Raw genomic sequence first — 21,940 nt, 5'->3', positions numbered from 1 at the left:
TCCCCCGGGAACGTCACGAAATATGACGCTGTGACATTCTCCAGCCGTCGCCGAGGGCAGGACACGCCAGGAGAACAGGCGACGGGAGAGGGGACACAATGCAGAATGCTCAGCCGGATCAGACCAACGTCGCCGCGCGCAGCCTCAAGCCGGTGGTACGGATCGTCGTCGCTGCCGAGATCGCGATTTCGGCGCTGCTGATGACCACCGTGCAGTGGCCGGCGCACCAGCTGTCTGCGCCGCAGATAGCCTCGCTTCGCTGATTGGCGCTGTCACCGCCGCCAATTGCCGCTATAGGAAGATGACGAGATCCCAAAGCGCGTTGCGATCTTCCAGATTCGCTTCCTACGCTTTAGGTTCCTGATTTATCGCATGTCGTTATCGCAATATCGCTGCACAGTTTTGCGCGACATGCTCTAGAGAGGCAGACGCGCATGTTACAGGCGGGCATCATCCCGGTTACCCATTTCGAGCAGAACTGCACCGTGCTGTTCGACAGCGAGACCAAGGAAGGCGTGATCGTCGATCCCGGTGGCGATGTCGATCTCATCCTGCAGACCGTCCGCGAAAACGGCATCACGCTGAAGGCGATCTGGATCACCCACGGCCATATCGACCATGCCGGCGGTGCCAAAGAACTGAAGGACGCGCTCGGGCTCGAAATCATCGGTCCGCACAAGGACGACCTGCCGCTGCTCGAAAGGCTGGAAAGCCAGGCCGAGCGCTTCGGGCTGGCGATGAAGGTCCAGAACGTCATTCCCGATCGCTGGCTTGAAGAGGGCGACACCGTCTCCTTCGGCGACCATGTCTTCGAAGTCTTGCATTGCCCGGGCCATGCGCCGGGCCACGTGGTCTATTTCAACCGGGCGCAGAACTTCGCCCATGTCGGCGACGTGCTCTTCCACGGTTCGATCGGCCGCACCGACCTACCCGGCGGCAATCACCAGCAATTGCTCGATTCGATCCGCGACAAGATCCTGCCGCTTGGAGACAATGTCGGCTTCATCTGTGGCCATGGCCCAGGCGGCCAGATTGGCGACGAGCGCCGCACCAATCCCTATCTGCGTGGGCTCTGAGCCTCCGTACATGCGCATGAAAAAAGCCCATGTCTCGATCAAGACATGGGCTTTTCGATTCTTGCGCCGAGCCTGATCAGCCGGCGGTGCAGAAGTAGCTGCGACCGTCGTAGCCGCGGAAGGTGCCGCTATCCGGGTTGAACGAGCGGTAGCGCTGGGCGCAGTAGCGATACCAGGACGGGGTCCAGGGCTCGAGCGACCGGTAACCGCCGCCGTAGCTGTCGACGACGACAGGGCGTGCCTGGTAGACCGGGCGAGGGCGATAGACCGGACGCGGCTCGTAGTAATCGTATTCCGGTTCCGGATCGATGTAGACGCGCTCGTTGTAGCCGCCGTTGTAACGCGGCTGCGAAGCGATCGCGCCGCCGATCAGAGCGCCGGCAACGAGACCTGCTGCACCGGCTGCCCATGCGTCGTCATTGTTGTGGTGATGCCTGCCGCCTGCCTCGGCGGCGCCAAAGGTCGGGATGACCATAGCGGCTGCGGCGATCGAGAGAACGGCGGCTTTGATGAACTTGTTCATTTGGCTTCAATCCTTCGCATGGACCGGATCAACCCGGTCTTCATGATGCAGGAAGGTTAACGCGGCCAAACTGAACCGAGCCTGAACAAAAAAACCCGGCAAGAATGCCGGGCTTCAACTTGGAATCTGTCAGCAGAAAACGGCGTTAGCCGGAGATCTGCAGGTTGACCGCCTTCGGGCCTTTGCCGCGGCGATCCGGTTCGGTGTCGAAGCTTACCTTCTGGTTTTCCGTCAGACCGGTCAGGCCGGAAGCCTGGACTGCGGAAATGTGTACGAAGATATCTGCACCACCGTTGTCAGGCTTGATGAAACCAAAGCCCTTGTCGGTGTTGAAGAATTTTACAGTGCCAGTTTCGGCCATGCGTCAGGTCCTTTTCTCTCCACCCGTTTGACGGACGGGCAGCATTGCAGTTTTGCCCGAATGGGCGTTGGCAGGCAGGTCTCGACGTTTGAGGAAAGGGTCCTGGTTACCGCAGCCAGCCATAGGAAAGGTCGCATTGCTGCTTCCCATCGGTCTGGCCGCCCGGAGTTTTTGCGTCTCCGGCCCGCTTTTATTTCAAGATCTTCCCGTGTTCGCAGATTGCCCGAACGGAAGTAAGATTGATGGGTTTATTTTGAATTGGCAAGCAAAACTTTTCGGGATTGGTATTGCGTCTTGTCATTGCTCAAAAATCGGTCATTTGCGGCTTTGCGGGGCGCTGCGCAAAATATATCGCAAGCTGTTGAAATCACAGCTTTTTGAAAACAATTGCTGCAAAATTGAGTGGTTTTCGCCGATTTCCCGTGCGGCGCTGGCAAAGCAGGCCAATCGCATATCAGGCATGCCGTCGGCAACTCCCTGATATGTTTGAGGCTTCTCATGTCGGCGGTTTCTTACGTAGATTTCTTGCAGAAAATCTACAACTACCGTTTCGGGGCGAAAACGCACGGCGAAGCCACGCCTTCGTCGCGAAGCAACGGGCCTGTTGCCCTGAGCAATAGCAAGTAAAGCCTCAGTCCAGCGTCTTGGCGGCGGGTGCTTATAGTTCCCTGAAGCGCCCTCAGGCGGCGGCTGCGGCGCGGCGGCCCTTCGTCAGTTCCGGCACGATCTCGACCGTCAGCATGGCGGCAAAGATGATGGCGCAGCCGGCATAGCCGATCGGGGTGATGACTTCGCCAAGCAGGAGAACGCCGAAGAGGGCGGCAAAGAGCGCCTCGCTCGACAGGAAGATCGCAGCCTGCGGCGCCGTGGTGTAGCGCTGCCCGACGACCTGGAGAATGAAGGCGAGGCCGCTCGAAAAGATGCCGGCATAGAGGATTTCGAGGAGCGCGCCCTCGATGGCGGCAAAGCTCAGCGGTTCGGTCGTCACGGCGAGGACGAAGCCGAGCACGGCGCAGACGGCAAACTGGGTCATCGAAAGCAGCATCGGCCGGCCGCTGCTCGGGGCAAAGAGGCCGATCAGCAGCATCTGCACGGCCCAGAACAGGGCGCAAAGGATGGTCAGATAGTCGCCTCCGGTGAGCGCCGAGAGCGTTCCCCCGCTCAGCAGGAAAATGCCAAACAGCGCCATCATCGCGCCCGGCCAGATGATCCAGTGCGGCTTGCGGCGCAGGAAGACAACCATCAGCACGGGCACGAAGACGACATAAAGACCGGTGAGGAAGCCGGAATTGGTGACGCTGGTGTCGAGCAAGCCGAATTGCTGCGTCACCGCGCCGGCAAAGAGCGCAAGGCCGATGAAGATGAAGTTGCGGACGGTCGAAAGCTTGATCGGTTCGGCGGCACGCTTCGTTTCGATGATGGCCAAGGGCATGGCGACCAGTGTCGCGATCGCAAAACGCAGCGCGATGAACCAGAGCGGGCTGATCTTATCCATGGCGGTCGACTGCGCGACGAAGCCGGCGCCCCAGATGGCGCCTGAAATCAAAAGCAGCAGATTGGCCTGAATGCGCGGCATGTCGTTCTCTCCTCGGACAGGCGCGTCTAGCAGTTGCGTTTTCGCCGGGCAAGGCTCATCGTCGCCAAGGTTGGGCGGAGTTGTCGTTGGCGGAAACGGCCGGAGACACGGCGCCGGGAGAGGGCGCCGAGGGGGGCTCAGCTCCTATCACCCATCGGAGATCGGCGGCCATGAGCGATGCCGGCTATTCCGGCACGCCGCTCGGGCGCAAGCTGGGGCTGAAGGACGGGCAGCAGGCCCTGCTTCTCGGGGTGCCAGCCGGGCTTGACGCGATCGGCGGTTTTCCCGGCTTTCGCAGGTGCGAGACCGAGATCGGCGCGGTGGCCGCGCGCGACATCGATTATGCGCATGTGTTCGAAACGGAGCGATCGGCTTTAAAAGAGCTTGCGCCGAAGCTGGCTGCGAGGTTGAAGCCGGACGGCATGTTGTGGATCTCCTGGCCGAAGAAGGCGTCGAAACGGCCGACGACACTGACGGAGGATGTATTGCGCGAGGTCTTCCTGCCGCTCGGCCTTGTCGATGTGAAGGTTTGCGCCGTCGACGCGGTCTGGTCCGGGCTGAAATTCATGTTCCGGCGCGAGGTGCGCGACCGGCTGTCGTGAGCCGGTGGCGGACGCCGCCTATTGCTCTGCGGCCTTGGAGACTCTGAGCACGGCGCCGTCTTCCTCGTCCGTTACCATCAGCAAGGCGCCATCGGGTGCCACGACGACGTCGCGGATGCGGCCGAATTCGCCATCGAACAAGCGCTCCTCGGAGCCGATCGCGCCGCTGTCGTCGCGTTCGAGCCGGGCGAGCAACTGGTACTTCAGCGCCGCCACCAGAAGGTCGCCGTCCCATTCGGGAAACATCTTGCCGCGATAGACGGCAAGCGCGCCCGGCGCGATCGAGGGATCCCAATAGAAGAGCGGCTGGTCGAGGCCTTCTTTCGACGTGCCTTCGCCGATCTCGGCGCCGGAATAATCCTTGCCGTAGGTAATGACAGGCCAGCCGTAATTGTGGCCGGCCTTCGGATTGTTGATCTCGTCGCCACCGCGCGCGCCGTGCTCGACGGTCAGCAACGTGCCGTCTTTCGGGTCGAAGGCGATGCCTTGCGGATTGCGGTGCCCCTTCGACCAGATTTCCGGCAGGCCGCCGGTACCGCCGCGATAGGGGTTCGAACCGGGAATGCTGCCATCGGCATTGATGTGCAGGATGGCGCCGGCATGATCGCGCGGGTCCTGGGCGCGTTCGCCTTCGCCGCGGTCGCCGATGCCGAAGAACAGGCTGCCATCGGGCGCAATGGCGATGCGTGAGCCGAAATGCTGGCCCTTGCCGGTGAACTTGCTCATCCGGAAGAGTTCCTTGACGTCGGTAAGGCCGGTTCCGTCTGCGGCGAGTTTCGCCCGGACGACGGCAGTGCCGTAGCCGCCTTTGCCGTTGGCAGCCATCGTCAGGTAGAGCGTCCTGTTTTCGGCAAAACGGGGATCGAGCGCGATGTCGAGCAGGCCGCCCTGGCCGCGCTCGGCGACCTCGGGCACGCCGGTCAGCGGCTTCGAGAGCTTGCCGTCGCGCAGGATCCTAAGCCGACCCGGACGTTCGCTGATAATCAGGCCGCCATCGGGGAGCGCCTCCACCGACCAGGGGTGTTCGAGCCCGGTCGCGAGCGTCTCGACGCGCAGGGTGCCGTTCTCGCTCGGGAATTCGCGGGCATCCTGTGCGCTTGCGCTCGCAGGCGCGAACGCTGCCAGTGCAACGGAAAGGGTCAGGATGGCGACCGCACTCGACCGCTTGCCGGCCCGTCCCGATGTTCCAGCGCCCGTTTGCCGCATTCCGCTTCTCCTACACAGACTCGTCCAAGGGGCAAGCTGGGGCGATCGAGGGAGCGGTTCAAGTCACATCCGATCAAAAGCGGTTTATTTGGAGATCGAGCCCGTCGTCAGCGGCACCGGGCGCTGTTCGCCGATGAGTTCGGCGTCGACGATGTAGCGCATCGGTCCCTGCTCGATCGCATCGAAGGGCCAGCAGGTGGCGAGCGCCAGGTGGTGGCCGCTGGCAGATGCGTTGATGCCGCTTTCATCCCAGCGGGCAACCCGGCTTTCGCCGGCCCGAAACAGGAAGCGGCGGCCGTCCTTGCGCGTCAGCACCAGGAGGTCGCCAGGGTTGACGTCCTTCAGCCAGCGAAAATGCGTGTCGCGATGGGCGGCAATGACCGAGGTGCCCTCGTCGCCGGGGAGCGGCGTCGTCGTCAGCCAGGCGGGTCCGAAGGCAAGCGCTTCGCCGCTTGCGCCTTCCAGCACGATCGCCGAGCGGTTGATCCGTGGCGCCGAGATTTCGGCGGCCGTCTGGAAATCGGCCCAGGGCCAGGGCTTACCATCAGGGCTGCCATGAAGCTGCGCCTCGAAGGTGCGCTTCAACAGCACTTGCGAGACCTCGGCCTTGGCCTTCATGTAGAAGCCCTTGCCGATCAGAAGCAGACCGGCAAGGGCAATGAGCGCGATGATCGCAAGCACGATCGTTTCGACCGCCGAGAGGCGGGCGAGAAAACCCGGGCGCGGCTCGGGCCTTTCGTTGTCAGCGGCCACGGCGGCGCACTCCGGCAGTGACCACGGCGGCGATCGGCGCGCGCCAGAAGACGAAGGTCGTGCCGGCAAGAAGCGCGAAGGCAAGCAGCATCAGGCCGATCAGGATCTGCTTGTCGGCTTCCGTTGCCGTCTGCGGCAAGGACACCTGGTTGTTGGCTTCAGCGATCAGACCGGCCGCCCGCGCCGTCGGTGCGGCGAGCATGCGGTCGGCCGTGACCATCGCAAGCTTGGTTCGGCTTTCGAGCGCGGCGCGTTTGTCGACCTTGCCGGGGACGACCTCGACAGGGGCCTCGCCGAAGACCTTGCCGAAGTCCCAGCCGGCGGGGAGATTGAGCGGCAGCTTCGTTTCGCTGAGGTTCTCGCTGCTGGGCCGCGATGGCGTCGCGTCGACGGCAACGAGGCTGGTGACGCGGGAGACGAGATGGTGGGCTAGAGCCACCGTTTCGATCCGCTTGTCGAGGGTCGCCGGGTCGGCGATCGTCGACGCGCTCGCTTCAAGGTCGTCGATCTTGCGGCGGGCCCAGAGCTTGGCGATGCCTTCGCCGGTCGAAGCCTTGGCGATATCCATCTCCACCCGCCAGGGCTGGTCGCCGGCCTTGCCGAGGATCTGCAGCTTGCCTTCGGGGGCGGTGCCATCGAGTTCGGCCGTCAGCACCACGGGCTCGCCGCGATAAAGATCGGGCATCGGGTTTGGTGTGATGTCGCCGGCCGATGCGCCCTCGAAGGCGGCCGAGATATCCGTCATGGCGGGGCTTTCGAGCTTGGTGAAGAGTTCGCCCATGCGCGCGGCGACCTCGCTCTCCGAGCCGATCAGCGTGAAGGTGCCGCGGCCATATTCGGCGGCCTTGGTCATGAAGTGGCTGTTCGGGGCCGAGCCGATGCCGACGGTGAAGACGCGGGCGTCGCCGCGGTTCTTCTGGATCTCGTCGAAAAGCTGCGTCTCGTTGCCGATCGCGCCGTCGGTCAGGAACACCACCTGGCGAAGGGCGCCGGCCTCAACCGGTCCTTGCGTGCGAAGGGCCGCTTCCAGCGCCGGCAGCATCTCGGTGCCGCCATCGGCCGTCAGGCCGCGCACATAGGCGATCGCATCTTCCCGCTTGTCCGGCGTCGCTTCGACCAGTTCGGGGAAGTGCACCGACATGGTGTCGTCGAAGCGGATGACGTTGAAACGGTCCTCGGGCTTCAGCCTGGAGATCGCCAGCGCCAGACTCTCCTTGGCCTGCTCCATCGAGGGGCCGGCCATGGAGCCGGAATTGTCGATGACGAAGACGATCTCGCGCTTGACGGGCTTGGCGTCGGCCTCGCTTGCGGCGGCCGGCGGGGTGACGAAGGAAAGCAGATAGGTCTTGCCGCCGACCGTCTCGCGGAACAGGCCGGCATAGGGGCTCTTGCCCTCGATCGCCTTCCAGGTCAGTTCGAAGTCTCGGTCGGCCGGCACGCTGTCGCCCTTCAGCGTCACGCGGCGGCTGGGATCGTCAAGATTGGCGATATCGACGTCGTGATAGCCGGATTTCACTTCGCCGAGCGGGAAGCCGGCCTTGAGGTTCACCGTCAGCGTGACGGGGTTGATCCTGGCGTTTTCCTTGGGGTCGAGGACCGGCGCTTCGATCTTCGCGCGATCGGGGACCGGGTCGCTGACGGCGTAGCCGGTGCGGCTGTCGAGATCGACCGTCTGGACGATCGGCTGCGGATTGTAGCGGGGCGCCACGACCATGGGGAAACGGAGAGAATAGAGCCCGTTCGACTGGCGCACCGCGCTCTGGTACTCGATCTGCACCACCACCGTTTCGCCCGGGCCGATATTGGCGACCTGGTTGGTGAAGATGTTCGGGCGCTGCTGTTCGAGAAGCGCTGCCTTCTTGCCTTCGGCCTTTGCCTGTTCGTAGATTTCCTTGGCGGCCTGGCGCGGCTTGATCTGGCCGTCGATGAAGCGGTCGCCGATCTGCATCTTCAGCGTATCGACAGCCGAATCTTCGGGTAGCGGAAAGACATAGGTGCCTTCGACCCAGCCCTTGCTCGGGTTCTCGAACCGCTGGGTGACGCGGGTGCGCATGATCGGGCCGTTGACGTCGATCTGGACGTCGGTCGCAAGCCGCGGCGCCTCGACGAAATAGCCCGGTTCCTTCGACGGGAAGAGCAGGGCGCCGGCGCCGACGTCGTTGGGGCGAACGTAACCCGCCATCTGCCGCGGCTTGGCATCAGCCGTTTGCGCGGCGGCCTGGGTCATCAGCCCGATGAACATCAGGATGCAGGCAGCAAGGGCCGCAAGCGCCAGATACATGCCCCAGCGTGCTTCGCTCTGCCGTGTCTTCATGGAAGCGATTTCGTCGTCGAGAAACATTGCACAACCCCCGTAATGCGAATGTGTTCGGATCATCGGAGGAAAAGCCCGGAAGCCGGCTGTTGCGCGACGGAATTGCGGCGTTCCGCGACAGTTGTCGTGGCTAAATTATGGCATTTGCAAATTCGGCGGACTGCGCTGTTTTTTTTGAATAAATTGCGATCAACAACCGTTTCTGATCGTTACGTTTCGTGGTCGTTCAAACGGGCGCCACAATCCGTTTTCGCAGCGCTCGACGGCCGGTCATGCGTCGCGCCGTGTCGTGACCTGCGATCGACGATGCTGATCGCATTCATGAAACTTTGTCATGGTAACGCTTTTTGCCCGCGTTTCCGGCGTTTTTGCCGTTCCGGCGCTTGCAAGACCGGACGTCTTTCGACATAGACCTAACCGCTATGGAGCCTGGCTTTTTAGTTCCGTAGCGATCACCTCGTCTCGAAACGATCAGGACCTTCACCCATGGCCTTCCTTGCCGATGCCCTTTCCCGTGTAAAGCCTTCCGCCACCATCGCCGTTTCGCAGAAAGCCCGTGAGCTGAAAGCGAAAGGCCGCGATGTCATCGGCCTCGGCGCCGGAGAGCCGGACTTCGACACGCCCGACAATATCAAGAAGGCCGCCATCGACGCGATCAATCGCGGCGAGACGAAGTACACGCCGGTCTCCGGTATCCCGGAACTGCGCGAAGCGATCGCCAAGAAGTTCAAGCGCGAGAACAACCTCGACTACACGGCTGCCCAGACGATCGTCGGCACCGGTGGAAAGCAGATTCTTTTCAACGCCTTCATGGCGACCCTGAACGCGGGCGATGAAGTCGTCATCCCGGCGCCTTACTGGGTTTCCTACCCGGAAATGGTGGCGCTGTGCGGCGGTACCCCGGTCACCGTCTCGACCAAGCAGGAGAACAACTTCAAGCTCAAGGCCGAGGACCTCGACAAGGCGATCACGCCGAAGACCAAGTGGTTCATCTTCAACTCGCCGTCCAACCCGTCGGGCGCTGCCTACAGCCATGCCGAGCTCAAGGCGCTGACCGACGTGCTGATGAAACATCCGCATGTCTGGATCCTCACCGACGACATGTACGAGCACCTGACCTATGGCGACTTCAAGTTCGCGACCCCGGTCGAAGTCGAACCCAGCCTTTATGACCGCACGCTGACGATGAACGGCGTTTCCAAGGCCTATGCCATGACCGGCTGGCGCATCGGCTACGCCGCCGGCCCGCTGCAGCTGATCAAGGCCATGGACATGATCCAGGGCCAGCAGACCTCGGGCGCGACTTCGATCGCCCAGTGGGCGGCCGTCGAGGCACTGAACGGCACCCAGGACTTCATTCCCGAAAACAAGAAGATCTTCGAAGGCCGCCGCGATCTCGTGGTGTCGATGCTGAACCAGGCCAAGGGCATCTCGTGCCCGACGCCGGAAGGCGCCTTCTACGTCTACCCGTCCTGCGCCGGCCTGATCGGCAAGACCGCGCCGTCGGGCAAGGTCATCGAGACGGACGAAGACTTCGTGTCCGAACTCTTGGAATCCGAAGGCGTCGCCGTCGTCCACGGTTCGGCCTTCGGTCTCGGCCCGAACTTCCGCATCTCCTATGCGACCTCGGAAGCCCAGCTCGAGGAAGCCTGCCGCCGCATCCAGCGCTTCTGCGCCGCCTGCAAGTAAGCGCGAGCAACCGCACCTGACAAAAGAACCCGCCGGAAACGGCGGGTTTTTTCGTTCGCAAAGCGATTCAACGGCTGGCCATGCAGATTCAAGTCAGCCGGCTAAGGCCTTGAAATCAGAGTACATTCTCAGGCGCCGGGAACCTCGTCGTCGCCAACGACGCCGCCCTCGCTTTCGAGGATCGAGAGGCGGCGGGCTTCGGAGCGGGTGAACTTCAGCCGGACGCCGATCCCGCGTTCGCCCTCCGGCAGAAACACCGCGCCGGCATTTTCGAGCGCATGCTTCAACGACAGGATTACCGCGTCGGCCGGTTTTTCCAGCTTGCGCTCGAACCTGAGGATCGTCTCTTCGTCGACGCCCGAAAAGCTCGAAAGCATCTCGCGCGAAATTTCGATCAGCGCCCGGGCGGCGCGGCACTGTGGACCTGTAATCATCGTCACCTCCAGTTGCGGTGAGGATGCGCGAAGGGCGCCCGAGGGTCAACAACAAGCCGGTGGCCCGCGACGTTTCGACCGCGGGCCATCGGCATGTCGCTTGCTTGGCGAGCACCATCGGCGCGTACTCGCATCCAGACCTCTCCGACGGCATCTATTTGCCCCGCATCGCCTCGATCAGGCCCGAGGCCTCGTCGCTGCCAAAGCCGGCGGCGAGGCGCTTTTTCGCCAGCCTTTCAATCGGCTCCATGAAAGCCGGATCGATGCCCAGGCTGCGGCTTGCGGCCACGATGTTGGTGATCGCTACCGATTGCATCTGAAGGTTCGACATCACGTCGCGGGCATGGTCGCCGCTGTCGATCCGTTCGGCGTAATCGGGCAGCGCCGTCATCATCGCGGCAAGCCAGGGCTCGACCAGCGGCAGGAACTGCTTGGCGGTGAAGCCGACGCTGCCGGCGAGCGCGGTTGCGTGCAGATAGCCGCCGAAGAGACCGTACATCGCCGACAGCAAGGCGAGGTCGCTGACCGCGGCGAGAACAGGATCCTCGCCGAGATAGTGGCTTTGGCCGAAGGCAGCGAGTTGTTCCTCGGCATCCCTGAATGCAGCGCTGTCCCCACTATAGAGAACGAAGGCGTGCGGCGTGCCGATCATCGGCGGCGTTGCCATGATGCCGCTGTCGAGATAGCGCGCGCCAAGTCCATCAAGCCGGGCGGCGATCGCCCGGACCTCGTCCGGACGGCCATTGGTGAGGTTGACGACTGTCTTGCCGGCGATGGCTGCGCCGACGTCCGCCAGCGTTGTTTCGACGGCGGCGTAGTCGGTGAGGCACAGGACGAGCACATCGCTGGCCGCAATCGCATCGGCGACCGTTGCCGCCCGGCGGGCGCCACGGGCAATGAGGGCGTCTGCCCGTGCGGGGGTGCGGTTCCAGACGGTGACGGCATTGCCCGTATCGATGAGGGCGCCGGCGAGGGCTGCGCCCATGGCACCGAGCCCGATGATCGAGATGGATCTGGACATGTTGTCTCTCCGCTCCGGGCCGCGTCAGGCGGCAGGCGACAAGTGCTGGCCAAGGCCACCGTCGACGGTGAGGCGGGCGCCGGTGGTGAAGGTGGCGTCGAAGGCGAGGAACAGCACGGCGCGGGCGACTTCGTCCGCCGTGCCGTTGCGCCCCATCGGCGTGATCGCATCGCCGAGCGCCTTGAACTCGGCACGCTCGGCGTCGGTGACGCCTGCCACGCCCTTGGTCGGCGTATCGATGAAGCCGGGGCTGACTGAGTTGACCCTTATGCCGCGCGGCAGAAGTTCGGCGGCAAAGACGGAGGCAAACGAGATCAGCGCCGCCTTGCTGCCGCTATAGACCGCCATTCCCGGATGGCCGCCGACATCGGCAACCGACGAGGTGAAGACGATCGAGCCGCCGTCGCGGATCAGAGGCGCCAGCCGCTGGACGGTGAAGAAGGCGCCCTTGGTGTTGATGGTGAACTGGCGATCGTAGGATGCTTCCGTCACCTGGTCGAACGGCTCGAGCAGCGATGTGCCGGCGTTGACGTGCAGGAGGTCGATCGAACCCAGCTTCTGCCCGACCGTCGCCCCGAGCACGGCGATCTCGCCGAGGTCGGCGATATCCGATTTTACGGCATGAACGCGGTCGCCGAAGCGCTGTTGGATCCGGGTGAGGTTCTCTTCGTTGTTTCCGGTCAGGAGCACCTCGGCGCCGCCGTTGACGAGACGCTCGACCGTCGCCAGGCCCATGCCATGCGTGCCGCCGATGATCACGGCTTTCTTGTCTTGATAGATACCCATTGTCTCTCTTCCTTCGATATCAGGCTTCGATGAGGAAGATAATTTTATGGACGATGTTGCGTAAGACGGGCAAATGTGGATGTATCGTTCACATTTGCAGACATTGGGAGCCGCGATGCGCAATCTCAACGACTTCATCGTCTTTGTCCATGTGGTTGATCACAAGGGGTTCGCGCCGGCGGCGCGGGCGCTGAACGTGCCCAAATCGACGCTGAGCAAGCGCGTGGCCGAGCTGGAAAAGACACTTGGCGTCCGGCTGATCAACCGAACGTCGCGCCGCTTCACCGTGACGGAGATAGGCGAGGATTTCTACCGGCATGCCTCGGCGATGCTGATAGAGGCGGAGGCGGCCGAAGCCATCGTCAAGGGCCGCCTTGCCGAGCCGAGCGGCACGGTCAGGATCACCGCCTCGGTGCCGACGGCGCAGATGATGCTGGCAGGGCTGCTGCCGCCGCTGGCGAAGACCTATCCCAAGATGAAGGTGATGTTGCACGCGACGGACCGTTTCGTCGATGTCGTGCAGGAGGGCTTCGATATCGCGGTGCGCGATCACTTCGCGCCATTGCCCGATTCCGGCATGGTACAGCGGCGGGTGGCAACGGATGCGATCCTCCTGGTGGCGGCGCCGGCCTATCTGGAACGCAGCGGGCATCCGCGCGAGCCCAGCGACCTTTCGCGTCACGACGGGCTGCTCGCCTCGTTGAGTACAGAGGGATGGACGATGCGCAACGATGCGGGCGTGGTCGTCAGGGCTCGGCCAATGCCGCGGTTCCTCGCGGACGAATCCAACGTGTTGCTCGAGGCTGCCGTCTCCGGTCTTGGCATCACCGCGTTGCCGAGAAAGATCTGTCGGGCGGCAATCGAAGCTGGAAGTCTGGTGCGCGTGCTTGCGGACTGGGAGGCAGGCAACGTGACGACGACGCTGTTGATGCCGCACCGGCGTGGGCAACTGCCGTCGGTCCGTGCCGTCGTCGACTTCATCGTCGCGCATCTGCAGGAAGGGTGAGCTCGGCGGCAACGAAGGCGCACGCTTGAAAAGAAAAGGCCCGCTCTAAGCGGGCCCTGGAAGCTTGTGTCGGTCGGTCGCTTAGCGCTCCGCGAGCGCCGGTTCGCCCTTCTTCTCGCGCACGAGGTTCATGAAGCGGCGGAAGAGGTAGTGGCTGTCCTGTGGGCCGGGGGAGGCTTCCGGGTGGTGCTGCACCGAGAACACCGGCTTGCCATCGACGCGCAGGCCGCAATTGGTGCCGTCGAACAGCGAAATGTGAGTCTCTTCAACACCCTGTGGCAGCGACTTCGAATCGACCGCGAAGCCGTGGTTCATCGAGACGATCTCGACCTTGCCCGTGGTGTGGTCCTTGACCGGGTGGTTGGCGCCGTGGTGGCCCTGGTGCATCTTCTCGGTCTTGCCGCCGAGTGCCAGCGCCAGCATCTGGTGGCCGAGGCAGATACCGAAGAGCGGAATATCGGTCTTCAAGAGGTCCTGGATGACCGGCACGGCGTATTTCCCGGTTGCTGCCGGGTCGCCGGGGCCGTTCGACAGGAAGATGCCGTCCGGCTTCTGCGCCAGCACTTCGTCGGCACTGGTCGTGGCGGGCATGACCGTGACGCGGGCATTGAGGCCGGCAAAGAGGCGCAGGATGTTGCGCTTCACGCCGTAGTCGAGCGCAACGATATGGTAGGCCGCATCGGTTTCGCCGAGCGTCGAATAGCCTTCGTTCCAGACCCAGGGCTGCTCGTCCCAGCGCGACGACTGGCCGGAGGTCGCGACCTTGGCGAGGTCGAGGCCTTCAAGGCCGCTCCAGGCCTTGGCTTCGGCCTTCAGCGTGTCGATGTCGAAGACGCCCGAGGGATCGTGGGCGATGACGGCGTTCGGCATGCCGTTTTCGCGGATCCAGGCGGTGAGCGCGCGGGTGTCGATGCCGCAAAGGCCGATGATGCCGCGGGCCTTCAGCCAGACGTCGAGGTGCTTGGCGGCGCGGTAGTTCGACGGTTCGGTGATGTCGGCCTTAAAGATGACGCCGACCGCGCCGTGGCGTGCTGCCGGCGTCAGGTCTTCGATGTCTTCGTCATTGGCGCCGATGTTGCCGATGTGAGGGAAGGTGAAGGTGACGATCTGGCCGAGATAGGAGGGGTCCGTCAGGATTTCCTGGTAGCCGGTCAGCGCCGTGTTGAAGCAGACTTCCGCCTGCACCTTGCCGGTCGCGCCGATGCCCTTGCCCTCGATCACGGTGCCGTCGGCCAGAACGAGCAGTGCGGTTGGTTTTTCAGTGGTCCATGCGGGTGTCGCGGTCATCGTTCCTATCCCGTTGCGGCGTGGAGCGCGGGGGCTTGAAAGCCCGGCAGTCGATCGCCATTTCTTTGCTCAGGCATGGACGCGCGGAGACCCCGCGGAAAAGTGCTCTCATGCCGATGTTGTGCAGGTGCGGGAAAATACCCAAAGCGCTTAGCCGGGTCAACCAGCCGCTGTGAATTGTCTGGAAATAAAATTCCTTATAATTCAAGCGGTTGCGTATTCCGTTTGATTGCACCTGTCACACTGGTTTAAGACGGCGACAACAATAATGGTTTCGAACCGGTTCCGGGCAGAGCACCGCGGGCCGGTTTCGACATGGAGTATAGACATGCGCGACCTGTTCGCTGACGCACTGAAGGAAGCCCTCAAAGCCAAGGACGCACGGCGTACCTCGACCGTGCGGCTGATCCAGGCGGCGATCAAGGATCGGGACATTGCCAATCGGGGCCTCGGCAAGGACCCGGTCAGCGATGACGACATCCTGCAGATCCTCGCAAAGATGATCAAGCAGCGCGAAGAATCGGCTCGTATCTACGACGACGCCGGCCGGCCGGAGCTTGCCGCGCAGGAGCGTGAGGAAATCGTCATCATCAACCGGTTCCTGCCGGCCCAGCTTCCGGAAGCCAGGGTGAAGGAACTCTGCGCCTCGGTCATCGCCGAAACCGGCGCACATGGCCTGCGCGACATGGGCAAGTGCATGAACGTGCTCAAGGAGCGCTATCCCGGCCAGATGGACTTCGCCAAGGCCTCCGGCCTGGTGAAGGAACTGCTCAAGTAGCTCCGCTCAAGTGAGTGCCGGCGCCCGTCGCGATAGGACGGGCGCCGCCACCTCGGCTTTCGCCGGAAACGTCGCCTCGAATGCGCGATCGATCAGGGCGAACTTCTCTGCCTGGTAATCCCAGTATTCGCGAATGAAGGCTTTCGACAGCCAGACCGCGCCGCGTCCGGGCGTCCGCTCCCACCCCATATTTCCCAAAAGCGCTGCCTTGTCGAAGATCCGCTTGAGGTGGGTCTTGGAGATGATGAAGCGTTCGCTGAGATCGCTCGGCGAAACCGGCCCGATCGCGTGGCGCTCCGCCTCGGGGTCGAAGTCGCCGATGCGCGAGAAGAGATCATCCATCACCACGCCGCCGGAATTGACCCAGGTGAAGAGGTCGAAGGTCGGGCCTGGACGGCGGACCGTGTCGTTGCCCACAAGCGCTTGGGCGACCGCGGCCTGCAGCCGACCGAACCGGTCGTGCTCTTCGTTAAGCCGCGCCAGACGCGACTGGCCGTCAAAGGCGTCGAGGATGGCCAGATGGGACTGCATCCATTTCCAGACATAGTCGAGTGCTGCCTCGGTAGGCTCCAGCGGCCGGCTGCGCTTGTCCGGCTGCACCGTGATGTAGCGGGCGAAGCGGTAGGCGACCATTTCCTGCACGAAGGATGCTGCGGTGTTGCGGCTGGCGATCCCGTGCATGACGGCATAGTTGATGAAGCGGCCGCTGTAGAGGCCGCTCGAGGGATCATCTGGATCGCGGTCGTGATAGAGCGCAAGGCCGGATTGGGCCATCAGCCAGCGTTGCTGCGAGGCAAAGATCGAGGCGAGCCGCGGGTTTGCCGCATACATCTCCACCATGCCGCGCGCATAGCTCAGCACCGTGCTGAAGAAAGCCGGACTGGAGGCGAGCACTTTGACGGAGACGGCCATGGCAAGTGATCCAATTCGAGACGGCGAATTGATCCTTTTCGTCAAAGGGGTGTCAAGCGCTACTTTTGGTCTTTAGAAAATATTCATACACAACTTTTGATTGGTGATTCGCCGTGCGATTCCCGTTTCGCTCCTGTGAATAGCGTGCAAGCAGGATCACCGTTGTAGCGCCCGCCGGCCATGCCGCCTATATGGAGGATCGACCAGAGGTATCCATGCGCTTTTCACAGTCCTTTCTTGACGAGATACGCGATCGCGTTCCGATTTCGGACGTGATTGCCAAGCGCGTTACCTGGGACCGGCGCAAGACCAACGTCTCGCGCGGCGACTATTGGGCCTGCTGCCCCTTTCACGGCGAGAAGTCGCCGAGCTTCCACTGCGAGGACCGCAAGGGCCGCTACCATTGCTTCGGCTGCGGTGTCTCGGGCGACCATTTCCGTTTTCTCACCGATCTCGAAGGCCTGAGCTTTCCGGAAGCCGTCCAGCAGGTCGCCGACATGGCGGGCGTTGCCATGCCGCAGCCGGATCCGCAGGCCGAGCGCCGGGAGAAGGAACGCACGAGCCTGCTCGACGTGATGGAAATGGCGACCGCGTATTTCGAGGACCAGCTCCAGACGGCGGGTGGCGCCAAGGCGCGCGCCTATCTGCGCGAGCGCGGGCTTACGGGGCGCACGATCGAGACCTTCCGTTTGGGCTACGCGCCCGACAGCCGCAATGCGCTCAAGGAACATCTCGCCGGCAAGGGCGTCGCCAAGGAGCAGATCGAGGCCTGTGGCCTTGTCGTGCACGGGGCGGACGTGCCGGTTTCCTACGACCGCTTCCGCGACCGCATCATGTTCCCGATCCTGTCGTCGCGCGAAAAGGTCATCGCCTTTGGTGGTCGCGCCATGTCGCCGGACGCGCCGGCCAAGTATCTCAATTCCAACGAGACGGAGCTCTTCCACAAGGGCAACGTTCTCTACAATTTCGCCCGTGCGCGCCGTGCTTCGCAAGGCGGCGCCCGCGACGCCGGCGGCGACGATGCGGCCGGAACGATCATCGCCGTCGAAGGCTACATGGACGTGATCGCGCTGCACCAGGCAGGCGTCGAAAACGCCGTGGCACCGCTCGGCACGGCGCTCACCGAAAACCAGCTCGATCTGTTGTGGAAGATGACGTCGCAGCCGGTGCTCTGCTTCGACGGAGATGGCGCAGGCATTCGCGCCGCCAACCGCGGCGTCGACCTGGCGCTGCCGCACTTGAAGCCCGGCCGTTCGGTCCGCTTCGCCATGCTTCCCGATGGCAAGGATCCGGACGATCTCGTGCGCCAGGAGGGCCGCGGGCCCTTCGACAAGGTGCTTGCCAACGCCCGTTCGCTGGCCGAGATGGTCTGGCAGCGCGAGGTCCAGGGCGGCGCCTTCGATACGCCGGAAAAGCGCGCCGAGCTTGAAGCGCGGCTGAAGCAGGTGACATCCGTGATCGCCGATGAAAGCGTGCGTCGGCACTATGGCCAGGACATGCGTGACCGGTTGCACGCCTTCCTGCAATCGTCAGGAGCAGGGCGGGGCGAGCGGCGTCCCTTCGAGCGTGGCGGCAGGCAGGGCGGCGGCGGAGCGCGCGGCGCCGGTCAGCCACGGGGACCGAATGCGAGCGGGCCGACGGCGATCTCCGATCGGCTGGCGCGTTCGACGCTGGTCAGCGGACAACAGGTGGCCCCGCTTTTGAGAGAGAGCGTGCTGGCGCTTACGATCGTCAACCACCCGCAATTGCTGTTCGACGAGTATGACGAGATCTCGACGATCGAGTTCGATCACCGCGAGCTGCAGCGCTGCTGGGCGGCGGTGTTGAACGCTGCGGCCGCGCAGGGGCCACGGCTCAACCGCGACGATCTGCTTGAACAGTTGCAGGGCGAGGGGTTTGGCGCGCTGATCGGCGCGATCGACCAGCAGATCCGCTATGCCAGGCTCTGGACCGCGACGACGGCGGCCGCGCCTGAGGACGCCCGCGAAGGCTATCTGCAGGCGCTGGCCCTGCACCAACGCTCGAAGGCATTGCATTGGCAGGTGCGCGAGCTTGAACGTGAACTGGCCTATGCGACCGAGGAGGGCGACCTCGAAGCCGTGCCGCAGCTTTTGCGCACGCTTCAGGAGGTGCAGCACGAAGTGACGCGGCTTGAAAACCAGGAAGCGATCATCGAGGGCTTCGGCGTGCTGTCAGGCCGCGTGAAGGGGCCGGCGGCGCGCTAGCAGCTGGGTTTTTCCGGCCCGCACGGCGAAAGCAGGCCTGTTCTTAACGGGCTTTCGATTATTCGCGCCAATGTTCGGCCACCCACGGCGATGGGCGAATGTAGTGGCGCAGGTAGCGAAACGCATTCTTCTCGTATCGGTCGGATGCAAACAGTCCGAGGATATGGCCGAGCGGCGTGGAGACCTTGTCCTTCTTGCCGAAGCGCCCCTCGATCGCATGCTGCGGCAGGATGTTGCGCGGGAACAGCACGACGCGTGCGTCCTTCGGCAGGCGCGGCGCCAGGAAGTAGTTGAGCGGAAACGGCCGGCGGCAGTCCTGCCGGAAATGCAGGACCCAGCGGCGGGGGAAGAGTTTGGCTCCGCCCGGCGCATTGCGCGTGACGAAGCGTTGTTCGAAACGGTACTCGTCTGCAATGCCTTGCGGGTCGGCGCGGAACCTCTCCTGCAATGGCACCAGCTTGCCGACCGGAAAGCGGAAAATCGAGGTCTGGCCGAGGCGCTCGAACGGCGTCGTCTGGTTGCGGGCGAGGATGACGTCGTCCGGTTCCCCCTGCTCGAAGAAACCATCGAGCGATCCGACGATGACCAGGTCGAGGTCCAGGAACAGGACGGGGCCCTTGAGATTGCCGAGCTTCGGCCCCCAGAGCCGCGACTTCTGCCAGATGCCGGGCGTGTTCTTGGGCATTTCGCCGATGTCCAGCGGCGGCAGGTCCTCGCAGAGAATCTCCGGACGCAACCCTTCGAAATTGTCGTTGAAGCAGGTGAAGGTGAAGGGTGGGGTGATGTTGCGCGCCACCATGGCGTAGAGCCGGTTGATGAACGGTGCGCCGTACTTCGTACCCCAGTTGATGCAAATGACCTGCTTGACGCCGCCGCTCGCCGCAAGAATGTTCGCCATGGTGACTTCCTGATTTTTGCGGGTCACTAAAGTACTGATGTGTTATCAAGGTCAAGCTGGCAAACCGGGCAATCCCCGATGAAGCGCAGCAGGGCCTTCGGGGAAAAACAGCCCTTGTCTCTTCAGTTGCGGCAACGGCTATGGCATTGCCTGCGCATGTGGCCATGATGGCCTAAGCTGATTCCCGAAGGAGATGTGATGGAGTTCGTCGAAAGGGCGACGCCCTCAAGAAGCGCTGCCAGCAAGCTTTTCGACGAAGCCGGTCAGGCACCGCTCGACGTGCTGAAGCGCGTTTATGGCTATTCCGCCTTTCGCGGCAAGCAGCAGGAAGTGGTCGAGCATGTGACCGCTGGCGGCGATGCGGTCGTTCTCTTTCCGACCGGCGCCGGCAAGTCACTCTGCTTCCAGATCCCGGCGCTCTGCCGCCCCGGGCTGGGTGTCGTCGTCTCGCCGCTGATCGCGCTGATGCGCGACCAGGTGGAGGCGCTGAAACAGCTCGGCGTCAATGCGGCGGCGCTGAATTCGTCGCTGACGCGCGAGGAGGCGATTGCGGTCAGGCGCCAGATCCACGACGGCACGCTCGACCTTCTCTATGTGACGCCGGAGCGGACCGTGACCGACGGGTTTTCCGATCTCATCGGCAATGCCCGCATCGCGCTTTTTGCCATCGACGAGGCGCACTGCGTTTCGCAGTGGGGCCATGATTTTCGCCCCGAGTACCGCGCGCTCGGGCTGCTTGCCGAGCGTTACCCCGGCGTGCCGCGCATCGCGCTCACCGCCACGGCTGACCCGCATACGCGTGACGACATCGTCGAGCGGCTGGCGCTCAACAATGCCGAGGTTTTTACCACCAGCTTCGACCGGCCGAACATCGCCTATGAAATCGTCGAGCGCGACCAACCACGGCAGCAATTGCTGCGCTTTCTCTCCCGCTTCAAGGGTTCGTCCGGTATCGTCTATTGTCTGTCGCGCGCCAAGGTCGAAGATACGGCCGAATGGCTGAACGCGCAGGGCATCAGGGCTTTGCCCTATCACGCCGGCATGGACCGGACGCTCCGCGACAAGCACCAGGACGCTTTCTTGAAAGAAGAGAGCCTCTGCCTCGTTGCGACCGTCGCCTTCGGCATGGGCATCGACAAGCCGGACGTGCGCTATGTCGCCCATCTCGATCTGCCGGGATCGGTGGAGGCCTACTACCAGGAGACCGGCCGCGCCGGGCGCGACGGCCAGCCGTCGGAGGTCTGGATGGCCTATGGCATGGCCGACGTTTTGCAGCGCCGCCGGATGATCGACGAGGGTGGCGCGGCGGATGACATCAAGCGCATTGAGCGCGGCAAGCTCAACGCGTTACTTGCGATCTGCGAGACCGCCGGCTGCCGCCGCCAGGCGATCCTCGCGCATTTCGGCGAGGCCCATCCCGGCCGCTGCGGCCATTGCGACACCTGCCTGAAACCGGTCGAGACCTGGGACGGGACGGAAGCGGCGATCAAGGCGCTGGCGGCGGTCTATCGCACCGGCGAGCGTTTCGGCACCGGTCATGTGGTCGATGTGCTGATGGGCACGGTCAACGAGAAGACCGAGCGTTTCGGCCATGTCGACATGCCGGTCTTCGGCGCCGGCAAGGACCTGCCGGCCCGCACCTGGCAATCGGTCTTCCGCCAATTGCTGGCGGCAGGCCTGGTCAGCGTCGACCATGCCGCCTTCGGGGCGATAAAGCTCGAACCGGACGCACGCGCCGTGTTCAAGCGCGAGCGCCAGGTGTTTTTCCGCAAGGACCGCCCGACCTCGGGCAAGGCGGCGCGCGGTGCCAAGTCGGGTGCGCAACGCGAGCGCGCCGATCTCGCCGGTTCCGATCTCGAACTCTTCGAACTGCTCCGCGCCGAGCGCTTCTCGATCGCCAAGGAGTTGAACGTCCCGCCCTATGTCGTCTTCCCCGACGCGACCTTGATTGCGCTTGCCAAGGAGCGCCCGCGCGGCTTCGACGAACTGCTCGACATTCCCGGCATCGGTGAAAGCAAACGCGAACGCTACGGCGAGGCATTCCTCGCGGTCATCGACGGCTATCTCGACGGCTAAGGGCGGTCGCATTCACGATCGTCCCTTCGCGCAGCTTCCCGATCGCAAACGGCTGAAGCGACTGTGGTTTCGTAATTGATGGTCTCTCGCGCCGCCGACGCGGCGCGAGGGAAGCAGACATGGCTGTCGTCACCGGAAAGAAAGCGTCGCTTGTTCCGCTGCTGGCGACACATTATTTCCGCTGCGCCATCGCAGCGTGAAATGCCCTGTCGTTTTTGCGCTGGATCCGGCCGAGCGCCGGATTTTGCTGCAAGTCAAAAGCCGTCATGATACTCGTCAGCCACGCGATGTTTTCTTGAAGCGAGAGCGCCATGACTTCAGCCTTCCTGTCCCATCTCCGCAGCGAACTCGAGGGCCTGAAGACGGCCGGGTTGTACAAGTCGGAGCGTGTGATCACCTCGAAGCAGGCGGGTGAGA

The 21,940-nt window shown here is 63.3% G+C and carries 22 protein-coding genes; 9 read left to right on the top strand and 13 right to left on the bottom strand.

Annotated elements, in window-relative coordinates:
- The first annotated feature begins 98 nt into the window (after positions 1-98).
- Together M2267_RS17975 and M2267_RS17970 are read left to right on the top strand one after the other, a co-directional pair.
- Positions 99-263, top strand: a complete 165-nt coding sequence (locus tag M2267_RS17975; protein ID WP_429115952.1) for a hypothetical protein — start codon at positions 99-101, stop codon at positions 261-263.
- Between the two features lie 171 nt (positions 264-434).
- A complete protein-coding gene (locus M2267_RS17970; RefSeq protein WP_429115951.1) occupies positions 435-1,076 on the top strand; it encodes an MBL fold metallo-hydrolase in 642 nt (213 codons plus the stop codon).
- A gap of 76 nt (positions 1,077-1,152) precedes the next feature.
- Here the strand turns inward: M2267_RS17970 and M2267_RS17965 are convergent, their stop codons facing one another.
- Positions 1,153-1,599 carry a BA14K family protein gene (locus M2267_RS17965; RefSeq protein WP_043618053.1) on the bottom strand — a complete coding sequence of 149 codons (447 nt, stop codon included), beginning with the start codon at positions 1,597-1,599 and terminating at the stop codon, positions 1,153-1,155.
- 145 nt (positions 1,600-1,744) lie between these two features.
- A complete protein-coding gene (locus M2267_RS17960; protein ID WP_043618050.1) occupies positions 1,745-1,960 on the bottom strand; it encodes a cold-shock protein in 216 nt (71 codons plus the stop codon).
- 136 nt (positions 1,961-2,096) lie between these two features.
- Here M2267_RS17960 and M2267_RS17955 point away from each other — a divergent pair, with 136 nt between their 5' ends.
- Entirely contained in the window at positions 2,097-2,441 is a 345-nt protein-coding gene (locus M2267_RS17955) for a hypothetical protein (protein WP_402319744.1), read from the top strand.
- Positions 2,442-2,639: 198 nt separating this feature from the next.
- Here M2267_RS17955 and M2267_RS17950 read toward each other — a convergent pair whose 3' ends face one another.
- A complete protein-coding gene (locus M2267_RS17950; RefSeq protein WP_429115949.1) occupies positions 2,640-3,536 on the bottom strand; it encodes a DMT family transporter in 897 nt (298 codons plus the stop codon).
- A gap of 170 nt (positions 3,537-3,706) precedes the next feature.
- Here M2267_RS17950 and M2267_RS17945 point away from each other — a divergent pair, with 170 nt between their 5' ends.
- On the top strand, positions 3,707-4,138 hold the full coding sequence (locus M2267_RS17945) for a hypothetical protein (protein WP_429115947.1): 432 nt from the start codon (positions 3,707-3,709) through the stop codon (positions 4,136-4,138).
- Between the two features lie 18 nt (positions 4,139-4,156).
- On the opposite strand, the gene M2267_RS17940 is transcribed toward M2267_RS17945, so the two are convergent.
- From M2267_RS17940 to M2267_RS17930, 3 genes are all read right to left on the bottom strand, one after another.
- Complete coding sequence (locus M2267_RS17940) at positions 4,157-5,344, bottom strand: PQQ-dependent sugar dehydrogenase (protein WP_429115945.1); 1,188 nt, start codon at positions 5,342-5,344, stop codon at positions 4,157-4,159.
- A gap of 84 nt (positions 5,345-5,428) precedes the next feature.
- Positions 5,429-6,181: a class GN sortase gene (locus tag M2267_RS17935; protein ID WP_429115943.1), complete on the bottom strand. Its 753-nt coding sequence runs from the start codon at positions 6,179-6,181 to the stop codon at positions 5,429-5,431.
- Positions 6,087-8,438 carry a marine proteobacterial sortase target protein gene (locus M2267_RS17930; protein ID WP_429115941.1) on the bottom strand — a complete coding sequence of 784 codons (2,352 nt, stop codon included), beginning with the start codon at positions 8,436-8,438 and terminating at the stop codon, positions 6,087-6,089. The genes M2267_RS17935 and M2267_RS17930 overlap by 95 nt, the downstream gene beginning before the upstream one ends.
- A 459-nt stretch (positions 8,439-8,897) precedes the next feature.
- Between M2267_RS17930 and M2267_RS17925 the strand changes: the two genes are divergently transcribed.
- Complete coding sequence (locus M2267_RS17925) at positions 8,898-10,100, top strand: pyridoxal phosphate-dependent aminotransferase (RefSeq protein ID WP_429115939.1); 1,203 nt, start codon at positions 8,898-8,900, stop codon at positions 10,098-10,100.
- 128 nt (positions 10,101-10,228) lie between these two features.
- Here the strand turns inward: M2267_RS17925 and M2267_RS17920 are convergent, their stop codons facing one another.
- The 3 genes from M2267_RS17920 to M2267_RS17910 form a co-directional block, all read right to left on the bottom strand.
- Entirely contained in the window at positions 10,229-10,534 is a 306-nt protein-coding gene (locus M2267_RS17920; protein ID WP_043624500.1) for a hypothetical protein, read from the bottom strand.
- A 154-nt stretch (positions 10,535-10,688) separates the two neighbouring features.
- Entirely contained in the window at positions 10,689-11,555 is an 867-nt protein-coding gene (locus M2267_RS17915; protein WP_429115937.1) for an NAD(P)-dependent oxidoreductase, read from the bottom strand.
- A 24-nt stretch (positions 11,556-11,579) separates the two neighbouring features.
- Positions 11,580-12,341, bottom strand: a complete 762-nt coding sequence (locus tag M2267_RS17910; RefSeq protein WP_043624506.1) for an SDR family oxidoreductase — start codon at positions 12,339-12,341, stop codon at positions 11,580-11,582.
- Positions 12,342-12,456: 115 nt separating this feature from the next.
- Here M2267_RS17910 and M2267_RS17905 point away from each other — a divergent pair, with 115 nt between their 5' ends.
- Positions 12,457-13,347 carry a LysR substrate-binding domain-containing protein gene (locus M2267_RS17905; protein WP_429115935.1) on the top strand — a complete coding sequence of 297 codons (891 nt, stop codon included), beginning with the start codon at positions 12,457-12,459 and terminating at the stop codon, positions 13,345-13,347.
- Between the two features lie 81 nt (positions 13,348-13,428).
- Here the strand turns inward: M2267_RS17905 and carA are convergent, their stop codons facing one another.
- Positions 13,429-14,634, bottom strand: coding sequence for a glutamine-hydrolyzing carbamoyl-phosphate synthase small subunit (gene carA, locus M2267_RS17900; protein ID WP_429115933.1), 1,206 nt, complete (start codon positions 14,632-14,634; stop codon positions 13,429-13,431).
- Between the two features lie 328 nt (positions 14,635-14,962).
- On the opposite strand from carA, the gene M2267_RS17895 reads away from it, so the two are divergent.
- A complete protein-coding gene (locus M2267_RS17895) occupies positions 14,963-15,412 on the top strand; it encodes a GatB/YqeY domain-containing protein (RefSeq protein WP_192446875.1) in 450 nt (149 codons plus the stop codon).
- Positions 15,413-15,418: 6 nt separating this feature from the next.
- Here the strand turns inward: M2267_RS17895 and M2267_RS17890 are convergent, their stop codons facing one another.
- The gene (locus tag M2267_RS17890) at positions 15,419-16,324 is read right to left on the bottom strand and encodes a hypothetical protein (RefSeq protein WP_429115931.1); all 906 of its coding nucleotides are present in this window, start codon (positions 16,322-16,324) and stop codon (positions 15,419-15,421) included.
- Between the two features lie 215 nt (positions 16,325-16,539).
- Here M2267_RS17890 and dnaG point away from each other — a divergent pair, with 215 nt between their 5' ends.
- Positions 16,540-18,549 carry a DNA primase gene (dnaG, locus tag M2267_RS17885; protein WP_429115929.1) on the top strand — a complete coding sequence of 670 codons (2,010 nt, stop codon included), beginning with the start codon at positions 16,540-16,542 and terminating at the stop codon, positions 18,547-18,549.
- Positions 18,550-18,607: 58 nt separating this feature from the next.
- Here the strand turns inward: dnaG and M2267_RS17880 are convergent, their stop codons facing one another.
- Positions 18,608-19,447, bottom strand: coding sequence for a hypothetical protein (locus M2267_RS17880; RefSeq protein WP_043624522.1), 840 nt, complete (start codon positions 19,445-19,447; stop codon positions 18,608-18,610).
- A gap of 198 nt (positions 19,448-19,645) precedes the next feature.
- On the opposite strand from M2267_RS17880, the gene recQ reads away from it, so the two are divergent.
- Positions 19,646-21,523 carry a DNA helicase RecQ gene (gene recQ, locus M2267_RS17875; RefSeq protein ID WP_429115927.1) on the top strand — a complete coding sequence of 626 codons (1,878 nt, stop codon included), beginning with the start codon at positions 19,646-19,648 and terminating at the stop codon, positions 21,521-21,523.
- 172 nt (positions 21,524-21,695) lie between these two features.
- Here the strand turns inward: recQ and M2267_RS17870 are convergent, their stop codons facing one another.
- Complete coding sequence (locus tag M2267_RS17870; protein ID WP_429115925.1) at positions 21,696-21,836, bottom strand: hypothetical protein; 141 nt, start codon at positions 21,834-21,836, stop codon at positions 21,696-21,698.
- Between the last annotated feature and the right edge of the window lie 104 nt (positions 21,837-21,940).

Source organism: Ensifer sp. KUDG1, from assembly GCF_050434285.1.
Lineage (GTDB): Bacteria > Pseudomonadota > Alphaproteobacteria > Rhizobiales > Rhizobiaceae > Ensifer.
The sequence above is the reverse complement of the archived record's forward strand: the minus strand, read 5'-3'. Positions and strand labels throughout refer to the sequence as shown.